Origin of the sequence: Janthinobacterium sp. NKUCC06_STL (genome assembly GCF_019345455.1) — a bacterium.
In the GTDB taxonomy this organism is placed as follows: Bacteria; Pseudomonadota; Gammaproteobacteria; order Burkholderiales; family Burkholderiaceae_D; genus Janthinobacterium; species Janthinobacterium rivuli.
Map to the genome: position 1 here is coordinate 1 of NZ_JAHKQY010000007.1, position 18,440 is coordinate 18,440.

Genomic DNA, 18,440 nt, shown 5'->3' on the forward strand with positions numbered 1-18,440 from the left:
TGGCGACGGACTTGGTGTAGCCGAATTCCGTGTAGGCGTCGCACTCATTGCCCAGACGGTATTTCATGGTGTTGCCACCCAGGCCGAAGCAGCCTTGCGAACCGCCACCGCTCGACGTATTGCTGCCGGCGCCAGCGCGCAGGTAGCCGTGGAAGCCTTCGGCGTCGGATGGGTACATGGGGTCGGCGGCAGCGGAACCGCTGGCGATGGCTAAGACGATGGCAGCTGGCAGTGTCTTCAACACGGCCTTCAACATGGTGCGATGCAGCATGGTAAGTCTCCTCAGTAGTTATTTTTTATCTAGTCATTCGTGGCCGAATGTACTGGCCAGAATTCTTTCCAGCAGGGACATAGTAACTATACTACGAACAAATATCAACATATTATGTTGTAATCCTACGACTACTCTGCGACACTTTATTTGCGTACCGACAGGCGAGTTGACTGCCCTGTTTTTCCCGCTGGCGCCATCCGTTTCCAGCACTGCGGGCAAGCATTTGCGCAGGCACCCCGCATTTTTCGGCACGCGGCACGTATACGAATTAAAATCCTTGGTTTTTGCCATAACGACAGTGCGCCGCCAAGACAGCGCACGCATACGAGACTAGGCACCGCCATGAAAATTGATGAAAAAATGGAAGTAGCAGGCAGCGATCCGGCGGAGCGCTTCAGTGAAGGGCCGCGCCTGCTGGCCGACATCGGCGGCACCAACGCCCGCTTCGTGCTCGAAACGCGCCAGGGCCACCTGGAAGCGGTGGCCGTGCTGCCCTGCGACGACTACGCATCGCTGCTCGACGCCATCACCGCCTATATGGACAGCAGCGAGGCGCGCGCCGCCGGTTCGGCGCGCGTGCGCCATGCGGCCATCGCCATCGCCAATCCCATCGACGACGACAATATCCGCATGATGAACCATCACTGGTTCTTCTCGATCGAAGCCATGCGCGCCACGCTGGGCCTCGACACCCTGCTGGTGGTAAACGACTTCACGGCGCTGGCCATGGCCCTGCCCTACCTGCGGCCCGACCAGCGCCTGCAGATCGGCGGCGGCATGGCGCGCGCCGACAGCGTCATCGGCCTGCTCGGCTCGGGCACGGGCCTGGGCGTGTCGGGCATGATCCCCGCCGAAGACCGCTGGATCGCGCTGGGCAGCGAAGGGGGCCACGTCAGCTTCGCGCCGTGCGACCAGCGCGAGATGGACGTGCTGTCCTTCGCCTGGCGCGAACTGTCGCACGTCTCGGCCGAACGCCTCGCCTCCGGACGCGGGCTGGAACTGATCTACCGCGCCCTGTCCGAGCGCGCCGGCATGCCCGATGCGCCGCCGTTGCTGGCGGCCGACATCACCAGCCGCGCGCTGAACAATGAATGCGACGTATGCCTCGAAGCGGTCGACTGCTTCTGCGCCATCCTCGGCTCCATCGCCGGCAACGTCGCCATGACCCTGGGCGCGCTGGGCGGCATCTATATAGGCGGGGGCATCGTGCCGCGCCTCGGGCCCCTGTTCGAACAGTCGCAGTTCCGCGCCCGCTTCGAGCAAAAGGGCCGCCTGAACGAATACCTGGCGCAGATCCCCACCTTCCTGATTACGGCCGAACTGCCCACTTTCCTCGGCATCGCCGCCATCCTGGCGCAAAAGCTCAAGCGCGCCCATACCGGCGCGCCCATGCTCGAATCCGTGCGCCAGGCGCGCGGCCGCATGAGCCCATCGGAATGCAAGGTGGCCGACTGGGTCTTGAAAGAGCCGAACGCCATGCTGACCCTGCCAATCGCCGAAATTGCCCAGCGGGTTGGCGTCAGCCAGCCGACCGTCATGCGCTTTTGCCGCTCGGTCGGCGTGCAGGGCTTGGCCGACTTCAAACTCAAGCTGGCGTCGGGACTGACGGGCGGCGCCATCACCGTGGCGCACTGCCATGTGGAGATCTCGGATTCCGACGCGGAACTGGCGCGCAAGGTGCTGGGCAATAACGCTTCGGCCGCGCTGGCCATGCGCGACATGCTCGACGTGAAAGCGCTGACGGCCGCCATCGAGCTGCTGCGCAGCGCGCAGCGCGTGGAACTGCTGGCCGTGGGCAGCGCCCGCGTGGTGGCCGACGACATGCAGCACAAGCTGCTCAACCTGGGCATCGTCAGCAGCTTCTTTGCCGACCCGCAAGCGCAGGAAATGAGCGCCGCCATGCTCAAGCCGGGTGACGTGGCGCTGGTCATTTCCCGCTCGGGCGCCCTGCCCGACCTGCTGCGCACCGTCAAGGTGGCGCAGGGCTGCGGCGCACGCGTGCTGGCGATCACGGCTAGCGGTTCGCCGCTGGCCAAGCTGGCCGACGTGCTGCTGACCCTGAACCATCCGGAAGGCAACCTCAATTTCGTGCCCATGATCGTGCGCCTGCTGCAGCTGATGATGCTCGATATCCTGTCGGTGGGACTCGCGCGGCGCGACACGGCGCAGCGCACCAGCGCCGCCGAACTGGAAGAGGGTCAATTGCACGGCATGCGCATCAGCGGCAAGCTGAAATTCGGTGGCCACCTCGAATAAGGCGGCGCACGCCGCCCCCGATACGTCCAGCGGCGCCACCGTGCACGACGTGGCGCGCGTGGCCGGCGTGTCGGCCATGACGGTATCGCGCGTGATCAATGGACGCACCAGCGTCAGCGCGGCCACGCGCGACAAGGTCGAGGCGGCGATCGCCAGCCTGCGCTACCAGCCCAACCTGGCGGCCCGCGCGGCCCGCACGGGCACCCTGCGCATCGGCCTGTTGTACAGCAACCCGAGCGCCGCCTTTCTCAGCGAATTTCTCGTCGGCGCCATGGACCAATGCCGCCAGGGTGGCGGCCAGCTGCTGCTCGAGCGCTGCGAAGACATCGATAGCCAACGCGCCGGCATCGCCTGCCTGGTGGCGGCCGGCGTGGACGGCATCCTCGTGCCGCCACCCCTGTGCGATTCGCCGGCAGTGCTGGCGCAACTGAATCAGATGGGCATTCCCGCCATCGCCGTGGCCACGGCGCGCCCCTCGCCCGATGTGTCGGCCGTGCGCATCGACGACTATGAAGGCGCGCTGGCCATGACGCGCCACCTGCTCGCCTTGGGCCACCGCGACATCGGCTTCATCGAAGGCGATCCGGCGCACACGCCCGCCCTGCTGCGGCGCCAGGCTTTCGAGGACGCCATGCGGGAAGCGGGTTTGCAGGTGCCGCCGCACAGGGTGGCGCAAGGCTACTTTACGTATCGCTCGGGACTGGACGCGGCGCGCCAGCTGCTGGCGCAAACACCGCGCCCCAGCGCCATCTTTGCCAGCAACGACGACATGGCCGCCGCCACCCTGGCCGTGGCGCACGGCATGGGCTTGCAGGTGCCGGCGGAATTGAGCGTGTGCGGCTTCGACGACACGCCCGTCGCCACCACCGTCTGGCCCGAGCTGACCACCATCCACCAGCCCATCGCCGACATGGCGCGCGCCGCCGTCAGCCTCGTCATCGACGAGATACGCCAGCGCCGCGCAGGAGAACCCGCACCGGCCACGCATCGCCTGATGGAATTTACCCTGGTCGAGCGGGCATCGTCGGACAGGTATGCGCCGCCGGCGGCAAAGGGCCAGCGCAGGCCTTGACGCTGCCAGAACAGGCGATGTCCTACACCGCCTCGGTCAAGGCGGGGCTGCCGATGGAGGTGATGGCATAACCGTTGCGGCCAGCGTTTTTTGCCTGGTAGAGCGCCGTATCGGCTGCCGTCAACAATGTCCCTGCCGTCGTATCGCCCTCGGCGCTGAACGCCAAGCCGACACTGGTGGCCACATGCAGACCGATACCGCCGCAATCAAAGTGCACGACCATCTCTTGCACGATTTTCTTGCCCAGTATCGCGAGTTCGGACTGATCACTCAGTTGTTCAAAAATGATGACAAACTCGTCGCCTGCAAGGCGCGCTACCGTGTCCGAGGCCCGGACGCAAGCTTTGAGCCGTTTGGCAAATTCAATCAACACCAGGTCGCCGATGCCATGCCCATAGGTATCATTTATTTTTTTAAAATAATCGATATCCAGATAGGCCAGCGCCAGGCCCGTACCAGCGCGCCGGGCGCGCGTCAATGCCGCGGCCAGCGCCTCGTCAAACATGCGCCTGTTGTGCAGGCCGGTCAGCATGTCAGTACGCGCCAGAGCAGCGAGATTGCTCTCCGCAGCTTCCCTCTGCAGCGACAGCGCGTAGAATGCACGGCTCAGTTTTCCGAACTCGTCTTTGCGGGCGATATCAAACACCGCAATATCAGCATGGCCGGAGCGTATGCTCGCCACATGCCGGCCCAGATCGCCCAAGGGACGCAAGAGCAGCATCACCGCCAGCCAGCCGGCACAACTGGCCAGCAAGGCGACGCATGACGAAGCAATCATGACCTGGGCATAGATATCGGTGATCGGCGTGAATGCCTCGCTTTCAGGGTAGACGGCACCGATGATCCAATCGGCCGCATGCAAATGCTTGTACGTGAGAATGGCCTGCACGCCCAGCTTGGTTTTACCCTGCGTCCAGCCGTCGAATCCACGCAATGCGGCCAAGGTGGAAGGCGTAGCCCCACCCTTCTCCTCACTCACCCGCTTCAGGACGCGCGCCGCGTCCGGATGGTGGAGTATCGTGCCGTCGTCGGTCAACATGAACAGATAACCGCTTTTGCCCGGCTTGAGCTGCTCCCATTGGCCAAAAAATGTCGGGCTTTGCAAATTGATACCGCCAGCGATCACATACAGCAATTTGCCGGCTTCGTCATAGATCGGTTCGGTGACCAGCACAATGGGCTTGCCCGACAACTGGCTCTTGAATGGACGCGATATCACGCCTTCCCTGAGTTTCACGGTATCGATAAAATATTCCCGCGCGGCGAAATTGAGCTTGCCGACCACGCGCCGGTCATTCATGCTGGCAATTAATTTCCCCGTAGCATCAAAGGCGACGAGATTGAAAAATTCCTCGCGCAGGGTTGGATGCTTTTCAATAAATGCCTGCATCCGCTGTGGATGTTCAACCACATCCGCGGGCAGCCCCTCCGCCAGCACCTTGAGCAGTGCTTTCTTCGCATTCAAGTCTTCGTCGATATATGCCGCCGCACTGGTCAGCAAAGCATATTGCTGATTGCCGATGACGGATACCATCTGCCCTTGCGCGACAGACAGCGATGTGAGCGCAACAGAGCCCGTCGCGCACAGCACCAGCACGCCCACGAGCACCGTCATCTTGAATTTGAAGCTCCTGGGATTGAAAAATTTCCAGATTTTATGCATGCGGCCTTCCTTCTCAGCGCCCATGCTCTGTAAAGCACACAGATCCGGCCAGGTGGCGCCATGCATGGCACTGGGAGAAATGGCATATTGGTCAGCGGATGACCTGGCGCCTATCCCCGCAGATGAATACACTCCTGGTACAGGCTCTTGACACGGCGAGAGAGCAAAGCATACGCCTATTCTTGCAAGAAGGGCGCCCTGGCGCCGCTGAATACGCACACGCTACCCACATCATCCCAATATAGTGCGCTCCAGCAACGATTCCACCAATTGCACCGACGGCGAAACGCAAGTGCTGGCCGCCATCGGCCTCTGGCCGGGACATCAGGCTGGACAGCCAGCCGCCGATGCTGGCGTCGCCCGCCCCCACCGAGTCGTCCACCTCGATGACGGGAGGCGCCGCCTGCCATGTTTGCTCGCCCTGGTACAGCGCCGCGCGTATAAAATACGTCGATTGCAGATTCCAGCTACGCAAGGTGGCAAACGCGCCACCGATATCGTTGTAGCTGATCTTGACGCCAGCCGCATTGAGTTCCTTGATGGAACGGGGCCGACGGGGCCTGCGCTTCAATGGAGCACAGGCCGATCACGAAGTGAGCGCACGGCCATAGCGTTCAAGCCTGCATGTCCGGCAATGCAATTTCCGCCTTGCGCGCCGCGATCTGGCTGGCCATGGCTTGCAGGTCGAGTTCCGCGTCGCGCGCGCGCGGGAAAATCTCGCCCTCCTCTTCCAGCACGTGGTGATCGATTTGCTCGGACAAAACCTTGACCTTGGCGTCGTACAAGTCTTCGCCCGGCGCCATGGCAACGATTTGCGCGATCAGCTCCTTTGCCGATGCGTGCTCGACGACGGCTTCATCGATCAAGTCTTCATTCGAGCGGCTGGCGTCGCGCACGGCGGGATAGAAAATTTCTTCTTCCACCATCGCATGCTTGCTCAGTTCCTCACAGATTTTCAGGGCCAGCTTGCGCTTGCTGACGAGCGAACGGTCGCTGAGGGCCTCATACTGCTCGAACAGTTCTTTCACGGTTTGATGGTCTTGCGTCAGCAGCTCGATCGCGTCCATGTCCGGCATGCCTGCCTGTGTTTGGGAAACGGAAGCTGCCTGAGGTGATTGGGTGGCCATGATGTTGTCTCCAGTTGTACACATGAAGTCCCCATTCTAGACAGCGCCCTGTGATAGCCATGTAGGAGCATTGCTTACGACAAGGTAGGCCAAACGTAAAGGTGCCTACCTTGTTGATGCAGATCACGCCTGGCCTGACCTAACTGCTGACCTAACTGACGATCGTGCGTGCCTCCAGCGATTCCACCAGGTCCACCGAAGGTGGCGCGCCGCCGGCCGCCAGGCAGGCGCCCGCTCCGGCCGCGACGGCAAAGCGCAAGTGCTGGCCGCCATCGGCGTCGGGCCGGTACATCAGGCTGTACAGCAAGCCGCCGATGCTGGCGTCGCCCGCCCCCACCGTGTCGACCACCTCAATGACGGGCGGCGCCGCCTGCCATGTTTGCTCGCCCTGATACAGCGCCGCGCCCTGCGCGCCGCGCGTATATAAATACGTGGCGTGCGGATTCCAGCTGCGCAGCATGGCAAACGCGCCATCGATGTCGTCGTGGCGGAACAGGCCCGCCAGGTCTTCATCGGACACCTTGATCACGTCGGCCAGCTGCGTCATGCGGCGCAGGGTGGCGTCGTAGCGTTCATCCATCATGATGCGGAAATTCGGGTCGTAGCTGATTTTCACGCCAGCCGCCTTGAGTTCCTGCGCCAGCGCCACCAGCTTGCCCGCCAGCGGTTCGCGCGCCAGGCTGATGCCGCCGAAATGCACCCATTGCGCGCCCTGCATCCAGCCGGCCGGCAAGCACGCCGCGTCGAAATGCAGGTCGGCGCTGTCGTCGCCGATGAAGTAATACGTGGGCGGATGCAGTTCATGCACGATGGCCAGCAGCGGCGACTTCGCATGACGCTGCAAAAAGCGCATGTCCAGGCCCGCCACGTCGGTGGCAGCGGCCAGCGCGTCGCCAAAGACGTCGCAGCTGACGGCGCCCGCAAAGGCGCTGGGCACGCCCAGGCGTGCCATCACGCGCGCCACGTTCCAGGTCGAGCCGCCCACCTGGCTGCTCCAGGAATCCGCGCCCGTGCGCAGCATGTCCGTCAGCGCTTCGCCGGCCGACACAAAAGTTGGAAAAGAGGTGGCGTTCATGCGGCACCGCCAATCACGTTCAGCACTTCATAGCAGGCGCCCATGGTGTGGTAATCGGTCTTGCCGGCCGGGCTTTTCTCCTTGCTGATCTTGCCGTTTTCCGGCGTCAGGATGCGGTACCAGGCGCCGTGTTCATGGTCGACGAAGTGCTGCCAGCTGTAGTCCCAGATCTTGTCATAGCTTTGCCAGTAGGCCTCGTCGCCCGTGCGCGCGGCCAGCACGGCGGCCGCGGCGAAGCTTTCCGCCTGCACCCAGAAGTATTTGTCGCCATCGCAGATTTCATCTTGCGGGCCGAAACCGTAATGGATGCCACCATGCGCGCCATCCCAGGCCTTGGCCAGGGCCGTGTCGTACAGCGCGCGCGCGCGCGGCAGCAGCCAGTCGGACGGGCCGGCCATGAACCGGCTGTGGCGCTCCATGATCAGCAGCAGCTTGGCCCATTCCGTGAAGTGGCCGGGCTGATAGCCCCACGGACGGAAGATATTGCTCTTGTCGTGCAGGTTGTAATCCCAGTCGATGGCCCAGTCTGGCGTGTAGTGTTCCCAGATCATGCCGTTTGCCAGGCCCGCCTGGCGCACCGTGATATTGTGCGCCAGCGTCTCGGCGCGGTGCAGATAGCGCGCCTCGCCCGTCGCTTCGAACGCGGCCAGCATGGCTTCGCACGCATGCATGTTGGCGTTCTGGCCACGGTAACCATCCAAAGTAGACCAGTCGGCGCTGGCCACGTCCGCATACAAGCCGTGTTCGGGCAGCCAGAAACGCTGCTCCATCAGCTCAAACGTTTCGTCCAGATACGCGCGCGCTTCCGTCACGCCCGCCTGCAAAGCGTGGGCATACGCCAGCAGCACAAAGGCCAGACCGTAGCAGTGGTTGGCGCCGTCTTCCACGTGCTTGACGCCATCTTTCCACGACAATTGCCAGGCGTAGCCGCCCGTGGCCGGGTCGCGGTGCGCGTCGCGCAAAAAGGCCACGCCGTGGCGCACGGCCGCCAGGTATTCGTCGCCGCCGAAACGGCGGTGCGCCATGGCGTAATTGAAGATGAAGCGCGTGCTGCTGACCAGGTGGCGCGTGCTGGCGTCGTACACCGTGCCATCGTCGAGGAAGAAATGATAGAAGCCGCCGCTGGGATCAATGGCGCGCGGCTGATAAAAGTGCATCGTGTGCAGGATATGCGCTTCGAGCATCGTCTTGGAGCGGAAATCGGGATTCATCGGTCTCTCATGATATTGTTATCGATAACAATGATGATAGCATGCCGTTTCCGCGCCGTCATGCCCCCTCAGGGAGTCTTGGCCAGCCTGAGCTTTTCGCGCCACAGTGCGGCCTGCGCGGGGTCGGCAGCCTGTCCCAGCTCGCCCTTGTCGTACACCTTGACCAGCCGTTCGATGGCCTCAAGGTCGCCCTGCTTTGCCGCCAGCAGATACAACTCGAACGGTTCAGGAGCCGGCCCTTGCCGGGTCGGCCCGCCACGCCCCTGCTCCAACAGCCGCGCGAAACCCGTCTGGCCCGGCGGGCTTTTGGCGATGGCCGCCATCTCGTACCAGCCCAGGGCCGCTTCGTCGCTCCGCGGCACGCCCTGCCCCACTTCATACGAGTACGCGACATTGTTCAAGCCGGACGGATCGAGCGCCTTGGCCGACTTCATATACCAGCCGAACGCTTCCTTGCGCTGCGCCTCGTCCTTCGCCGTCATCATCAACCGATAGCCGATTTCATTGTAGGCAGGGATAAAGCCATTCCCGGCATAGTGTTTGAGCCAGTGCAGCGCGTGCGCCTGCTCTTCCGGGCTGCTGTGGATATTTTCAAAGTGCTGGGCCACGGTGAAGTTGGCCAGTTCCACGCCTTGCGCGGCACCCTTGCGCGACCAGTATTCACCCAGCTTGCGGTCGATGGCCATGCCCTGTCCCAGGGTATAGGCGACGCCCAGGAAAGCCTGCGCCGGACCATAGCCGCCTTCGGCCGATTTCTGCATCCACGCCAGGCCGGCGTCATAGTCGCGCGGCGTGCCCTCGCCCTGGTGCAGCATCTGCGCCAGCTCCAGCTGGGCGGCGGTGTCGCCCCCTTCCGCAGCGGCGCGCGTCTTGTCGAAGGCGGCGACCTTCTCCGGCGACAGGTCGGCCGGACGGTCGATCACGGCCCGCACCCTGGCGCGCATGTCATCAAGCCCGGACATGTCGAATTCCACCAGCGCCGGATGCTGGTGCGGCTTTTGCAGGGACGCTGGCTGCGCCAGCACGGGCTGCGCCAGCGCCAGACTCAATACAAGCAGCATGGTCTTCATTGCTTTTCCTTCCCGGCCAGTTCTGCGCGCCACTCGGCGGCTTCTTTTGCATTCGCCTGCTGCCCCAGCTCGCCCTTGACGTACACGTCGACCATGCGCCGCATGGCCGGCACGTCGCCGCTCCATCCCGCCCGTTCGTACCACACCAGGGCCAGCTTGTCCGACTGTTTCACGCCCAGGCCCAGTTCATGTGCGCGGGCCAGGTTGCGCATGCCGGCCGGCTCCTTTTCACGCGCCGATCGGTAAAACCAGTGGAAAGCCTCGCCCCGATCCTGTTCATCGGCGGCTGCGCGCATCAGGTGCTCGCCCAGCGCATTGTAGGCGGGCACAAAGTGCTGCTCGTTCGCCGCCGCCTTCAGCCAGGTGATAGCCAGCGCCTGCTCTTCGGCACTGCTGCGGCCATCGATGAATTCCAGCGCCAGGATGGTTTGCGCCTGTGCGTCGCCCTGCGCCGCGCCCTTGCGCAGCCAATATTCACCTTGCACGCGGTCGATGGGCACCTTGCCGCCCACGGTATAGGCCAGGCCCAAAGCTGCTTGCGCCGGCGCATAGCCGTTTTCGGCCGACTTGCGTATCCAGGCCATCGACTGCGCCATATCTTGCGGCGCGCCCACGCCCAGCTGCAGCATGCGCGCCAGGTCCAGCTGTGCCTCCACGTCGCCCGTTTCCGCCAGCCGCCGGGTCTCGGCAAATTCGGCGATGCTTTCCGGACTATGGGTAGTCACATCGGCCCGTGCCTTGATGGCGATCAGCTGCAGATCAAGCAAGGTGGGCGAAGTTTGCGCCAGGACGGGCAGCGGCAGGAGAAAAGGCAGCAGACAGAGTAATTTCTTGGGCATGCGACAGTGTCGGAAGGAGGAAAACACGCATGGTAGCCGATGGCTCGCCAGGAGGGCGCGCACGGTACGGGAAGTTTGACAGGGCATCCCGGCGGGCTTACATTGCACGGGCTCACCACTTATACAGGAACGCCATGAACCGCCTCGCCACCACCGCCTTGACCCTGCTGCTGGCCGCCGCCTCCGTGGGCGCCAGCGCCGCAGACACCCAGCTGGCCGGCTGCGCCGCCAAGCGCGAAAGCATTCGCAGCGAATTGCACCAGGCCAAAGAACAGGGCCTGTCCGACAAGGTCGCGGGCCTCACGCGCGCGCTCGACGAAGTCAACGCTCACTGCCGCGACAACACCCTGGTCGAACGCCACAACAAGAAGGTGCTGAAGGCGCAGGCGAAGGTCAACCAGACGGAGCGTTCGCTGCGCCTGGCCCAGGAAGCGAATAAACAGCCAAAGAAGATCGCCAAGCTGGAAGGCAAGCTGGAAAAAGCCAAGGCCGACCTAGCGGCCCTACAGGCGCAACAGCCTTAAGCTTTATCGCCCAATAGCTGATAAATGCTGGAAAAGTCCAGCGCGCCAGATCCCGCCTTGCTGTGCAAACTATACAAATTGCGCGACAAGGCGCCCAGCGGCACACTCGCTCCGCTGGCCAGCGCGCTTTCCACGGCCAGGCCAAGGTCTTTCAGCATCAAATCGACGCCGAAGCCGCCCGTGTAGCCGCGCGACGCGGGCACGTTTTCCGCCACGCCCGGACACGGGTTGTACACGTCCAGGGTCCAGTTGCGGCCCGAGCTTTTCGCCATCACGTCCGACACCACTTTTGGATCGAGGCCATTGGCCACGCCCAGGCGGATCGCTTCGCTGGTGCCGATCATCAAAATCCCCAGCAGCATGTTGTTGCAGATCTTGACCGTCTGGCCGCAGCCCGAGCCGCCCGCGTGGAAAACCGCCTTGCCCATGACGTCCAGATAGGGCCGCGCCGCCGCCAGCGCGGATTCTTCGCCGCCCACCATGAAGGTCAGGGTGCCATTGGTGGCGCCCGCCGTGCCGCCCGAAACGGGCGCGTCCAGCATCGGCAAGCCCTTCTCCTGCGCGGCGCGGCCCACCTGGCGCGCCGCCTCGGTGGAAATCGTCGAACAGTCGATCAGCAAGGTGCCGGGCCGCGCCTGCGCCAGGATGCCCGTGTCGCCAAGATAGGCTCCCAGCACGTGGCGGCTGGCCGGCAGCATGGTGATGACGATGTCGGCCGCCTGAATCGCCGCCGCCTGGTCATCGGACACCAGGCCGCCGCCGTCGGCGAACTGCCGCACGCTGGCCGGCACCAGGTCAAAACCCGTCACGGCATGGCCGGCCCGCACGAGGTTTTGCGCCATGGGCAAGCCCATGTTCCCCAGGCCGATGAAAACGATATTGGTCGCCATGGCAGCCCCTTATTTCATCGAGATGGTGGTATTGACGCCGCTGCCGCCATCGTCCGGGGCGAACCAGCGCGCCGTGACGGTCTTGGTCTGCGTCCAGAAGTACAAGGCTTGCTTGCCGTTCGGACCCAGATCGCCCAGTTTCGACGCACGCGACCCTGTAAAACTGAAATACGCGACGGGCACGGGGATGGCCACGTTGATGCCCACCTGGCCCACGTCGATCTCGTTCTGGAATTTGCGCCCCGCCCAGCCGGACGATGTGAAGATCGAGGTGCCGTTGCCGTTCGGGTTGGCATTGATGAAGGCGATGGCCTGGTCCAGGGTATCCGTCTCGACCACGCACATGGCGGGGCCGAAGATTTCCTGCGTGTAGACGGAGTTCGAGGCGGCCACCTTCGAGAAAATCGTCGGCCCCATGAAGTTGCCGCCCTCGTAGCCGGCCACCTTGTGGCCACGGCCGTCGAGCAGCAGCTGCGCGCCTTCATCGACGCCCGCCTGTATCAGCTTTTCCGCGCGCTGCATGGCCGCTTTGGAGACCATCGGTCCCAGGTCGGCCGTGCGGTCGCTGCCCGGCCCCACTTTCAGCGCTTGCGAACGGGCGACGATTTCCGGCAGCCAGGAGCGCGCCTCGCCCACCAGCACCACGACTGAATTGGCCATGCAGCGCTGGCCTGCCGCGCCGAACGCCGCGCCGATCAGGTTATTGATCGCCTGCTCCTTGTTGGCGTCGGCCAGCACCACGCAATGGTTTTTCGCGCCCATCATCGATTGCGCGCGCTTGCCCGATTCGCTGGCGCGGCGGTACACATGCGTGCCCACGTGGGTGGAGCCGATGAAGGACACGGCCTTGATGTCGGGATGGTCGCACAGCATGTTGACGACGTCGGCGCCGCCATGCACGACGTTCAGCACACCAGCCGGCAAGCCCGCCTGGTACATCAGTTCGACCAGGTACATCGACGAGGACGGATCCTGCTCCGACGGTTTCAGGACAAACGTATTGCCGCAGGCGATAGCGATCGGGAACATGAAGCACGGCAGCATGACGGGGAAATTGAAGGCCGTGATGCCGGCGCCCACGCCCAGCGGCTGGTAGATGTTGTACACGTCGACGCCGGTGGCCGCGTTTTCCGCGATCTCGCCCAGCTGCAGGGTGGCAATCGAGCACGCGTGTTCCACCACTTCCAGGCCGCGCATCACTTCCCCTTCCGCGTCGGGCAAGGTCTTGCCGTGTTCGCGCGTGATCAGTTCGGCCAAAGTACCGATGTTTTCGCGGATCAGGTGCTGGTACTTGAGCATGATGCGCATGCGCGCGGCCAGCGGGGTATTCCGCCAGGTCTTGAAGGCTTCCTTGGCCGTGGCGACGGCCAGGTTGACTTCGTCCGGCGTGGAAAACGGCACCTTGGCGACGATTTCCTGTGTGGCCGGGTTGATGACGTCGCGCCATTCGGTGCTGGTCGAGGCGTGGTGCTTGCCGGCGATGTGCAGGGGGATGGCTGGGATTTGGGTGAGGGCTTGGTTCATGGTTTGCTCCGTGATTGACTAGTTACCCCAAGAGCAGATTCCGGGGTCGGACCCTGAGGGTCCGACCCCAGCTTTTTCGCCGTTAGGGGTGAAAATTATTTTTTAACGAGGTTGCACGCGGCCGCATCCATAGGCTTGAACGCCTGGTCGGCGGGGATGGTCGACAGCACTTTCAGGTAATCCCACGCGCCTTTCGATTCGACCGGGGTTTTCACCTGCACCAGATACATGTCGTGGATCACGCGGCCGTCGGGGCGGATGGAGGCGTTGTTCATGACGGCGTCCTTGATCGGCAGTTCGCGCATTTTCTGGGCAACGATTTTCGAATCGTCGCTTTTCGCGGCCGCCACCGATTTCAGGTAGTGGTAGACGCTCGAATACACGCCCGCCTGCACCATGGTCGGCTTGGCGCCCTTGTTGAGTGCCTCGAAACGCTTGGCGAACGCGCGGCTGCGGTCGTCGTAATCCCAGTAAAAACCGTCTGCGTAGACGAGGCCCTGGGCCGTTTCCAGCCCCAGCGCGTGCACGTCGGACAGGAACACGAGCAAGGCGGCCAGGCGCTGGTCCTTGCCGCTGCCGATACGGAATTCGCGCGCCTGCTTGATGGCCGAGACCACGTCCGCCCCGCCGTTGGCCAGGCCGATCACCTGCGCTTTCGAGCCTTGCGCCTGCACCAGGAAGGACGAGAAATCCGAGGCGTTCAATGGATGGCGCACGGCACCCAGCACCGTGCCGCCATTGCGCTTGACGACGTCGCTGGCGTCTTTTTCCAGCGAGTGGCCGAACGCGTAATCGACGGTGACGAAATACCACGACTTTTGTCCCAGTTTCGTCAATGCCGCCGCCGTGCCGGCCGCCTGCGAATACGTGTCGAACATCCAGTGGAAGCCGTTCGGCGAGCAGTCTTCATTCGTCAACCGTCCCGTGGCCGGGCCGCTGAACATGGCGATGCCGCCCTTCTCTTTCATCAGTTTTTGCACGGACAGGGCCACCGAGGAATTGGTCAGGTCAGCGATGGCGTCAACCTTGTCGCGGTCTATCCATTCGCGCGCCTTGGAAGCGGCGATATCGGCCTTGTTCAAGTGGTCGGCCGAGACGATTTCGATCTTCATGCCCTTGCATTCGGCTTTCAGACAATCCTCGACGGCCATCTGGCTGGCGACGACGGAGCCGCGCCCGCCCATGGCCGAATACGGGCCGGACATGTCGGTCAGGATGCCGACCTTGACGACGCCATCGGAAATCTGCGCCTGCGCGCCAAAGGACAGGGTGAGCGCCAGCGCGCCCATGGCCAGAACGGTTTTTTTCATGCGTGTCTCCTGAGGGATGAGGGTTTTTCTTATATGTATATCTGCATTCTGCATGTGTAAAAATATGCACTCAAGTGAAATTAATGCATAATTCCTTTGCAAAAATGCACAGAGAGGATCAGCCATGCTCGATTGGGATAATGTACGGGTCTTCCTGGAACTGACGCGCAGCGCCGGCCTCGTCGATGCGGCGAAAAAGCTGGGCATCGACCATTCCACCGTGTCGCGGCGCATGCGCAAGTTCGAGGAGCAGGTGGGCACGCAGCTGTTCGACCGCAACTACGTGGGCTACCAGCTGACGCCCGAGGGCCACCGCCTGATGGAATATGCTGAAACCATGGAAAGCACGGTGTTTGCCGCCACCGAGGAACTGGGCGAACATAACCGGCTGCTGTCGGGCCAGGTGCGCCTGGGTGCCACGGAAGGCTTCGGCGCCATCGTGCTGGCGCCCCACCTGGCGCAGTTTTGCGGCCGCTACCCGCACATCAGTGTGGACCTGATCGCCGTGCCCCGTTTCGTCAGCCTGTCCAAGCGCGAGGCGGACGTGGCCATTTCCATCGAGCGCCCCCTGTCCGGCCCGTACGTGGTGACCAAATTGTCCGACTACCGGCTGAAACTGTACGCCACGCCAGCCTACCTGGCGCGCCACGCGCCGATCACCAGCGTGGCGCAACTGGCGCAGCACCCGATCATCGGCTACGTGGATGACCTGGTCTTCAGTTCGGAGCTGCGCTACATGGACAACGTGGCGCCCGACTCCCTGCGCGCGTTTCGCAGCACCAGCGTGATCGCCCAGTACCACGCGGCGCGCGCGGGCCAGGCGCTGGCGATCCTGCCCTGCTTCGTGGCCCAGCAATCGAACGAACTGGTGCCCGTGCTCGACGGCGAGATCGACCTGCTGCGCGCCTTCTGGATGGTCTCGCCTAGTGAGCGGCGCAATATCGCCAGGGTCAGCGCCCTGTGGAATTACCTGCGCAGCGCCATCGATTTGAACCACGCCTACCTGATGGGCGAGACGGCCGTGCCCAGCTGGCCAGCTTGAGCAGGCTGCGGCGCGCTACACTGTCGCCACATATGAATAAGGAGAACGCCATGCTGATGGATGCGAACCAAGCTGTTCTGGTCATTGTCGACCTGCAAGGCCGTTTGATGCCGGCCATCCACGATGCGGGCCTGGTGCTGGCGCAAAACCTGCGCCTGGCCAGGATCGCCCGGCTGCTCGACGTGCCCGTGCTAGGGACGGAACAGAACCGGCAAGGGCTTGGGCCGAACGTGGAAGAGATCGCCGCCCTGTGCGAACGGACCTTGCACAAGACGCATTTCGGCGCCTGTTTTGATGGCTTGCAGGAGATGTTGCCCACCGGGCGCAAACAGATCGTCGTCACGGGTTGCGAAGCCCATGTGTGCATGCTGCAGACGGCCATCGGCCTGCTGCAGCTGGGCTACGAGGTCATCATCGCCATCGATGCCGTCGGTTCGCGCCAGGCCGCCAGCCGCGACGCGGCGCTGGCCCGCCTGGGCAAGCTCGGTGCCCATCTGGTGACGGTGGAGATGCTGGCCTTTGAATGGATGCGCGACTGCAAGCATCCGCGTTTCCGCGAGGTATTGGCGCTGATTAAATAGAAAGCAGGTTTAAGCCAGATCAAGCCTGAGAGCCTTTCATTTGCTAGATTGGTAACAGCGCCGCCATTCCGGGCGGCGCGCCGTCCACATCAGCAAGGGAGCCATCATGGCCTACATCCTGCGGGGCAAGCTGTGCGGCCTGATCTGTGCCGAGTGTCCTGAAGCCTTATCCCACGTCATCGTGCGCCTGTACCGGCCGCGCGAGTCGCAAAACGTCACGGCGCTGGCCATGGCCAGCGCCAAGGAAACCTTCGCCATCCTCACGGATGAAGAGGTGCAGGCGAAGGCGCCGTTCCTGCTGGCCGAAGCACGCACGGATGACGATGGCAACTACAGTTTCACTTTGGACGACGATTACCAGGGCGAGGCTGTCGAGGTGGACGTCCTGTGCCCGACCGTGCCGCAATTGAAACCGGGGCCGAAAGACCCAGTGCCGCTGCAGTTTTCCATCACCACCATCCAGCCCCGCTGGCGCCAGGCCGACAATGATTTCCTCGCCGTCTGGGACTATTGCCTGCCGCAACGCTTCTGGTGCCTGGTGCGCGCCCGCTTCGGCGCCTGGACCATCTGCGGCCGGCTGCGCACTTGCGACGCTCCCCACGCGCCAATCGCCGGCGCAACAGTGCGGGCGTTTGACGCCGACTGGCTGCAGGACGACGCGCTGGGCCAGGCCGTCACGGACGCCAGCGGGCGCTTCCGCATCGATTACCTGACGTCGGACTTCACCTTGACGCCCTTCTCTCCGTTCATCAACGTGGAGTTCGCCAGCGGACCCGACGTGTATTTCACGGCGCAGCTGGGCAGCGTCACCATTCTGTCGGAAACGCAAGCGAACGGGCGCCAGCCGGGCCGCGAAAACGTAGGCCACTGTTTCTGCGTGGAATTGTGCTCGAAGGAAGTCTTGCCGCCCGACGTGGAAGGCGTGCCTCACTGGCAGCAGGTGGAAATCTTCGACATCCACCCGTTCCCCTCGCTGGCCGGCTTTTCCCCGCAAGGCTACGCGGGCGGCCCCGGCGCCTCGTATGTGTTCGCCGGCGGCGTCACTTTGAAGGGCAATTGCCCGCTGCGCAACAGCGCCATTCCCGCCAACCCGCTCGAATACCGTTTTCTCATCGGCGAATGGACCTGGCCGGGCGGCAGCGACGACCCGACGGCCATCCCTTCGGTCGCGCCCGCCAGCCTGGCGCCGTTGACGCAAGTGCTCGGCACGCACGTCGGCTATGTGTTTTATACGAATGGACTGGGCCTCGGCGATTCGGCGCCCGTCATCATCGACGCGGGCGACTTGAAACCGGGCGGCTGGATACGGGTGGACGGCAAGCCCGTCACCGTGGACATGCGCGACGGCACGACGGCCGTCGTCAATGTGGCGCCCAACATTTTCCTGCGCACGTTTGACTTGCTGACCGTGAATACGCCGGCCATCACCAGCCTGCATCCGGCCAAGCTGCCGGGCGGCTTGCCCATCCTCGACGCGGGCCGCAGCTTGAGCGCGGCCGAGAGCGAGCCGATACGCCGCTACCGCCTGGGCTTCGAGGTGCGCGACGGCATCAGCCTGGCGCTGGTGGCCACGGACGGGCTCGATTCCATCGTCTTCGACAACTCGCCCGTGATCGTGGCGCTGGACCTGGAAGAGCTGCGCAGCAATGCCTGCAATCCCATCGCGGGCGGCCTCGTGCATATCCTGTACACGATCGATCACCCGCATCTGCGCTTTTTCAATATCACGATTTCCAACAACAACGGCATCACGCACCCGCCGCCACCGCTGCCGGCCGCCACATTCACCCCACCGCCACCACCGAGCAATTACCTGTTCCGCGGCGGCGCGGGCGGGCCTCATTTATCGGGCAACAACGGCGGCTTCCCCGTCAACGTGGCGCTCGATCCGCCGTGTGCCTACCGGGTGGCCATCGGGTGGCAGACACGGCATTACCTGGCGTCGTCGCATAGTATCGACAGGCTGTACTGCAAGTAGGCGA

Annotated in this window: 16 protein-coding genes; 6 read left to right on the forward strand and 10 right to left on the reverse strand. The window is 63.4% G+C overall.

Annotated elements, in window-relative coordinates; genetic code table 11:
* Nucleotides 1-271 (reverse strand): carbohydrate porin (locus KO539_RS20310; protein ID WP_219311252.1); only part of this gene is annotated, 271 nt, incomplete at its 3' end.
* A gap of 345 nt (nt 272-616) precedes the next feature.
* Here KO539_RS20310 and KO539_RS20315 point away from each other — a divergent pair.
* The gene (locus tag KO539_RS20315) at nt 617-2,530 is read left to right on the forward strand and encodes a glucokinase (RefSeq protein WP_219311254.1); all 1,914 of its coding nucleotides are present in this window, start codon (nt 617-619) and stop codon (nt 2,528-2,530) included.
* Nucleotides 2,514-3,602, forward strand: a complete 1,089-nt coding sequence (locus tag KO539_RS20320) for a LacI family DNA-binding transcriptional regulator (protein WP_219311256.1) — start codon at nt 2,514-2,516, stop codon at nt 3,600-3,602. The genes KO539_RS20315 and KO539_RS20320 overlap by 17 nt, the downstream gene beginning before the upstream one ends.
* A 22-nt stretch (nt 3,603-3,624) precedes the next feature.
* Here KO539_RS20320 and KO539_RS20325 read toward each other — a convergent pair whose 3' ends face one another.
* The 6 genes from KO539_RS20325 to KO539_RS20350 all read right to left on the reverse strand — a co-directional run bounded on the left by KO539_RS20325 (nt 3,625) and on the right by KO539_RS20350 (nt 10,587).
* The gene (locus tag KO539_RS20325; protein ID WP_219311258.1) at nt 3,625-5,265 is read right to left on the reverse strand and encodes a diguanylate cyclase domain-containing protein; all 1,641 of its coding nucleotides are present in this window, start codon (nt 5,263-5,265) and stop codon (nt 3,625-3,627) included.
* Between the two features lie 614 nt (nt 5,266-5,879).
* A complete protein-coding gene (locus KO539_RS20330) occupies nt 5,880-6,332 on the reverse strand; it encodes a hemerythrin domain-containing protein (RefSeq protein ID WP_225240898.1) in 453 nt (150 codons plus the stop codon).
* Between the two features lie 211 nt (nt 6,333-6,543).
* On the reverse strand, nt 6,544-7,467 hold the full coding sequence (locus KO539_RS20335) for a carbohydrate kinase (protein WP_219311262.1): 924 nt from the start codon (nt 7,465-7,467) through the stop codon (nt 6,544-6,546).
* A complete protein-coding gene (locus KO539_RS20340) occupies nt 7,464-8,678 on the reverse strand; it encodes an AGE family epimerase/isomerase (protein WP_219311264.1) in 1,215 nt (404 codons plus the stop codon). The genes KO539_RS20335 and KO539_RS20340 overlap by 4 nt, the downstream gene beginning before the upstream one ends.
* Nucleotides 8,679-8,746: 68 nt before the next feature.
* Complete coding sequence (locus tag KO539_RS20345) at nt 8,747-9,748, reverse strand: tetratricopeptide repeat protein (RefSeq protein WP_219311266.1); 1,002 nt, start codon at nt 9,746-9,748, stop codon at nt 8,747-8,749.
* Nucleotides 9,745-10,587 carry a tetratricopeptide repeat protein gene (locus KO539_RS20350; protein WP_219311268.1) on the reverse strand — a complete coding sequence of 281 codons (843 nt, stop codon included), beginning with the start codon at nt 10,585-10,587 and terminating at the stop codon, nt 9,745-9,747. Before KO539_RS20350 ends, KO539_RS20345 begins: the two co-directional genes overlap by 4 nt.
* A 134-nt stretch (nt 10,588-10,721) precedes the next feature.
* Between KO539_RS20350 and KO539_RS20355 the strand changes: the two genes are divergently transcribed.
* Nucleotides 10,722-11,111 carry a DUF1090 family protein gene (locus KO539_RS20355; protein ID WP_219311270.1) on the forward strand — a complete coding sequence of 130 codons (390 nt, stop codon included), beginning with the start codon at nt 10,722-10,724 and terminating at the stop codon, nt 11,109-11,111.
* On the opposite strand, the gene mmsB is transcribed toward KO539_RS20355, so the two are convergent.
* The 3 genes from mmsB to KO539_RS20370 all read right to left on the reverse strand — a co-directional run bounded on the left by mmsB (nt 11,108) and on the right by KO539_RS20370 (nt 14,835).
* Nucleotides 11,108-12,001 carry a 3-hydroxyisobutyrate dehydrogenase gene (mmsB, locus tag KO539_RS20360; protein ID WP_176391012.1) on the reverse strand — a complete coding sequence of 298 codons (894 nt, stop codon included), beginning with the start codon at nt 11,999-12,001 and terminating at the stop codon, nt 11,108-11,110. The genes KO539_RS20355 and mmsB overlap by 4 nt on opposite strands.
* 9 nt (nt 12,002-12,010) lie before the next feature.
* On the reverse strand, nt 12,011-13,525 hold the full coding sequence (locus KO539_RS20365; RefSeq protein ID WP_219311272.1) for a CoA-acylating methylmalonate-semialdehyde dehydrogenase: 1,515 nt from the start codon (nt 13,523-13,525) through the stop codon (nt 12,011-12,013).
* A gap of 95 nt (nt 13,526-13,620) precedes the next feature.
* Nucleotides 13,621-14,835, reverse strand: coding sequence for an ABC transporter substrate-binding protein (locus KO539_RS20370; protein ID WP_219311275.1), 1,215 nt, complete (start codon nt 14,833-14,835; stop codon nt 13,621-13,623).
* Nucleotides 14,836-14,959: 124 nt separating this feature from the next.
* Between KO539_RS20370 and KO539_RS20375 the strand changes: the two genes are divergently transcribed.
* The 3 genes from KO539_RS20375 (at nt 14,960) to KO539_RS20385 (ending at nt 18,436) form a co-directional block, all read left to right on the forward strand.
* A complete protein-coding gene (locus tag KO539_RS20375; protein WP_219311277.1) occupies nt 14,960-15,877 on the forward strand; it encodes a LysR family transcriptional regulator in 918 nt (305 codons plus the stop codon).
* A gap of 50 nt (nt 15,878-15,927) precedes the next feature.
* Nucleotides 15,928-16,458 carry an isochorismatase family protein gene (locus tag KO539_RS20380; protein ID WP_219311279.1) on the forward strand — a complete coding sequence of 177 codons (531 nt, stop codon included), beginning with the start codon at nt 15,928-15,930 and terminating at the stop codon, nt 16,456-16,458.
* A 106-nt stretch (nt 16,459-16,564) separates the two neighbouring features.
* Nucleotides 16,565-18,436 (forward strand): hypothetical protein, encoded by a 1,872-nt coding sequence (locus KO539_RS20385; protein ID WP_219311281.1) that lies wholly within the window; start codon nt 16,565-16,567, stop codon nt 18,434-18,436.
* The last annotated feature ends 4 nt before the right edge of the window (nt 18,437-18,440 follow it).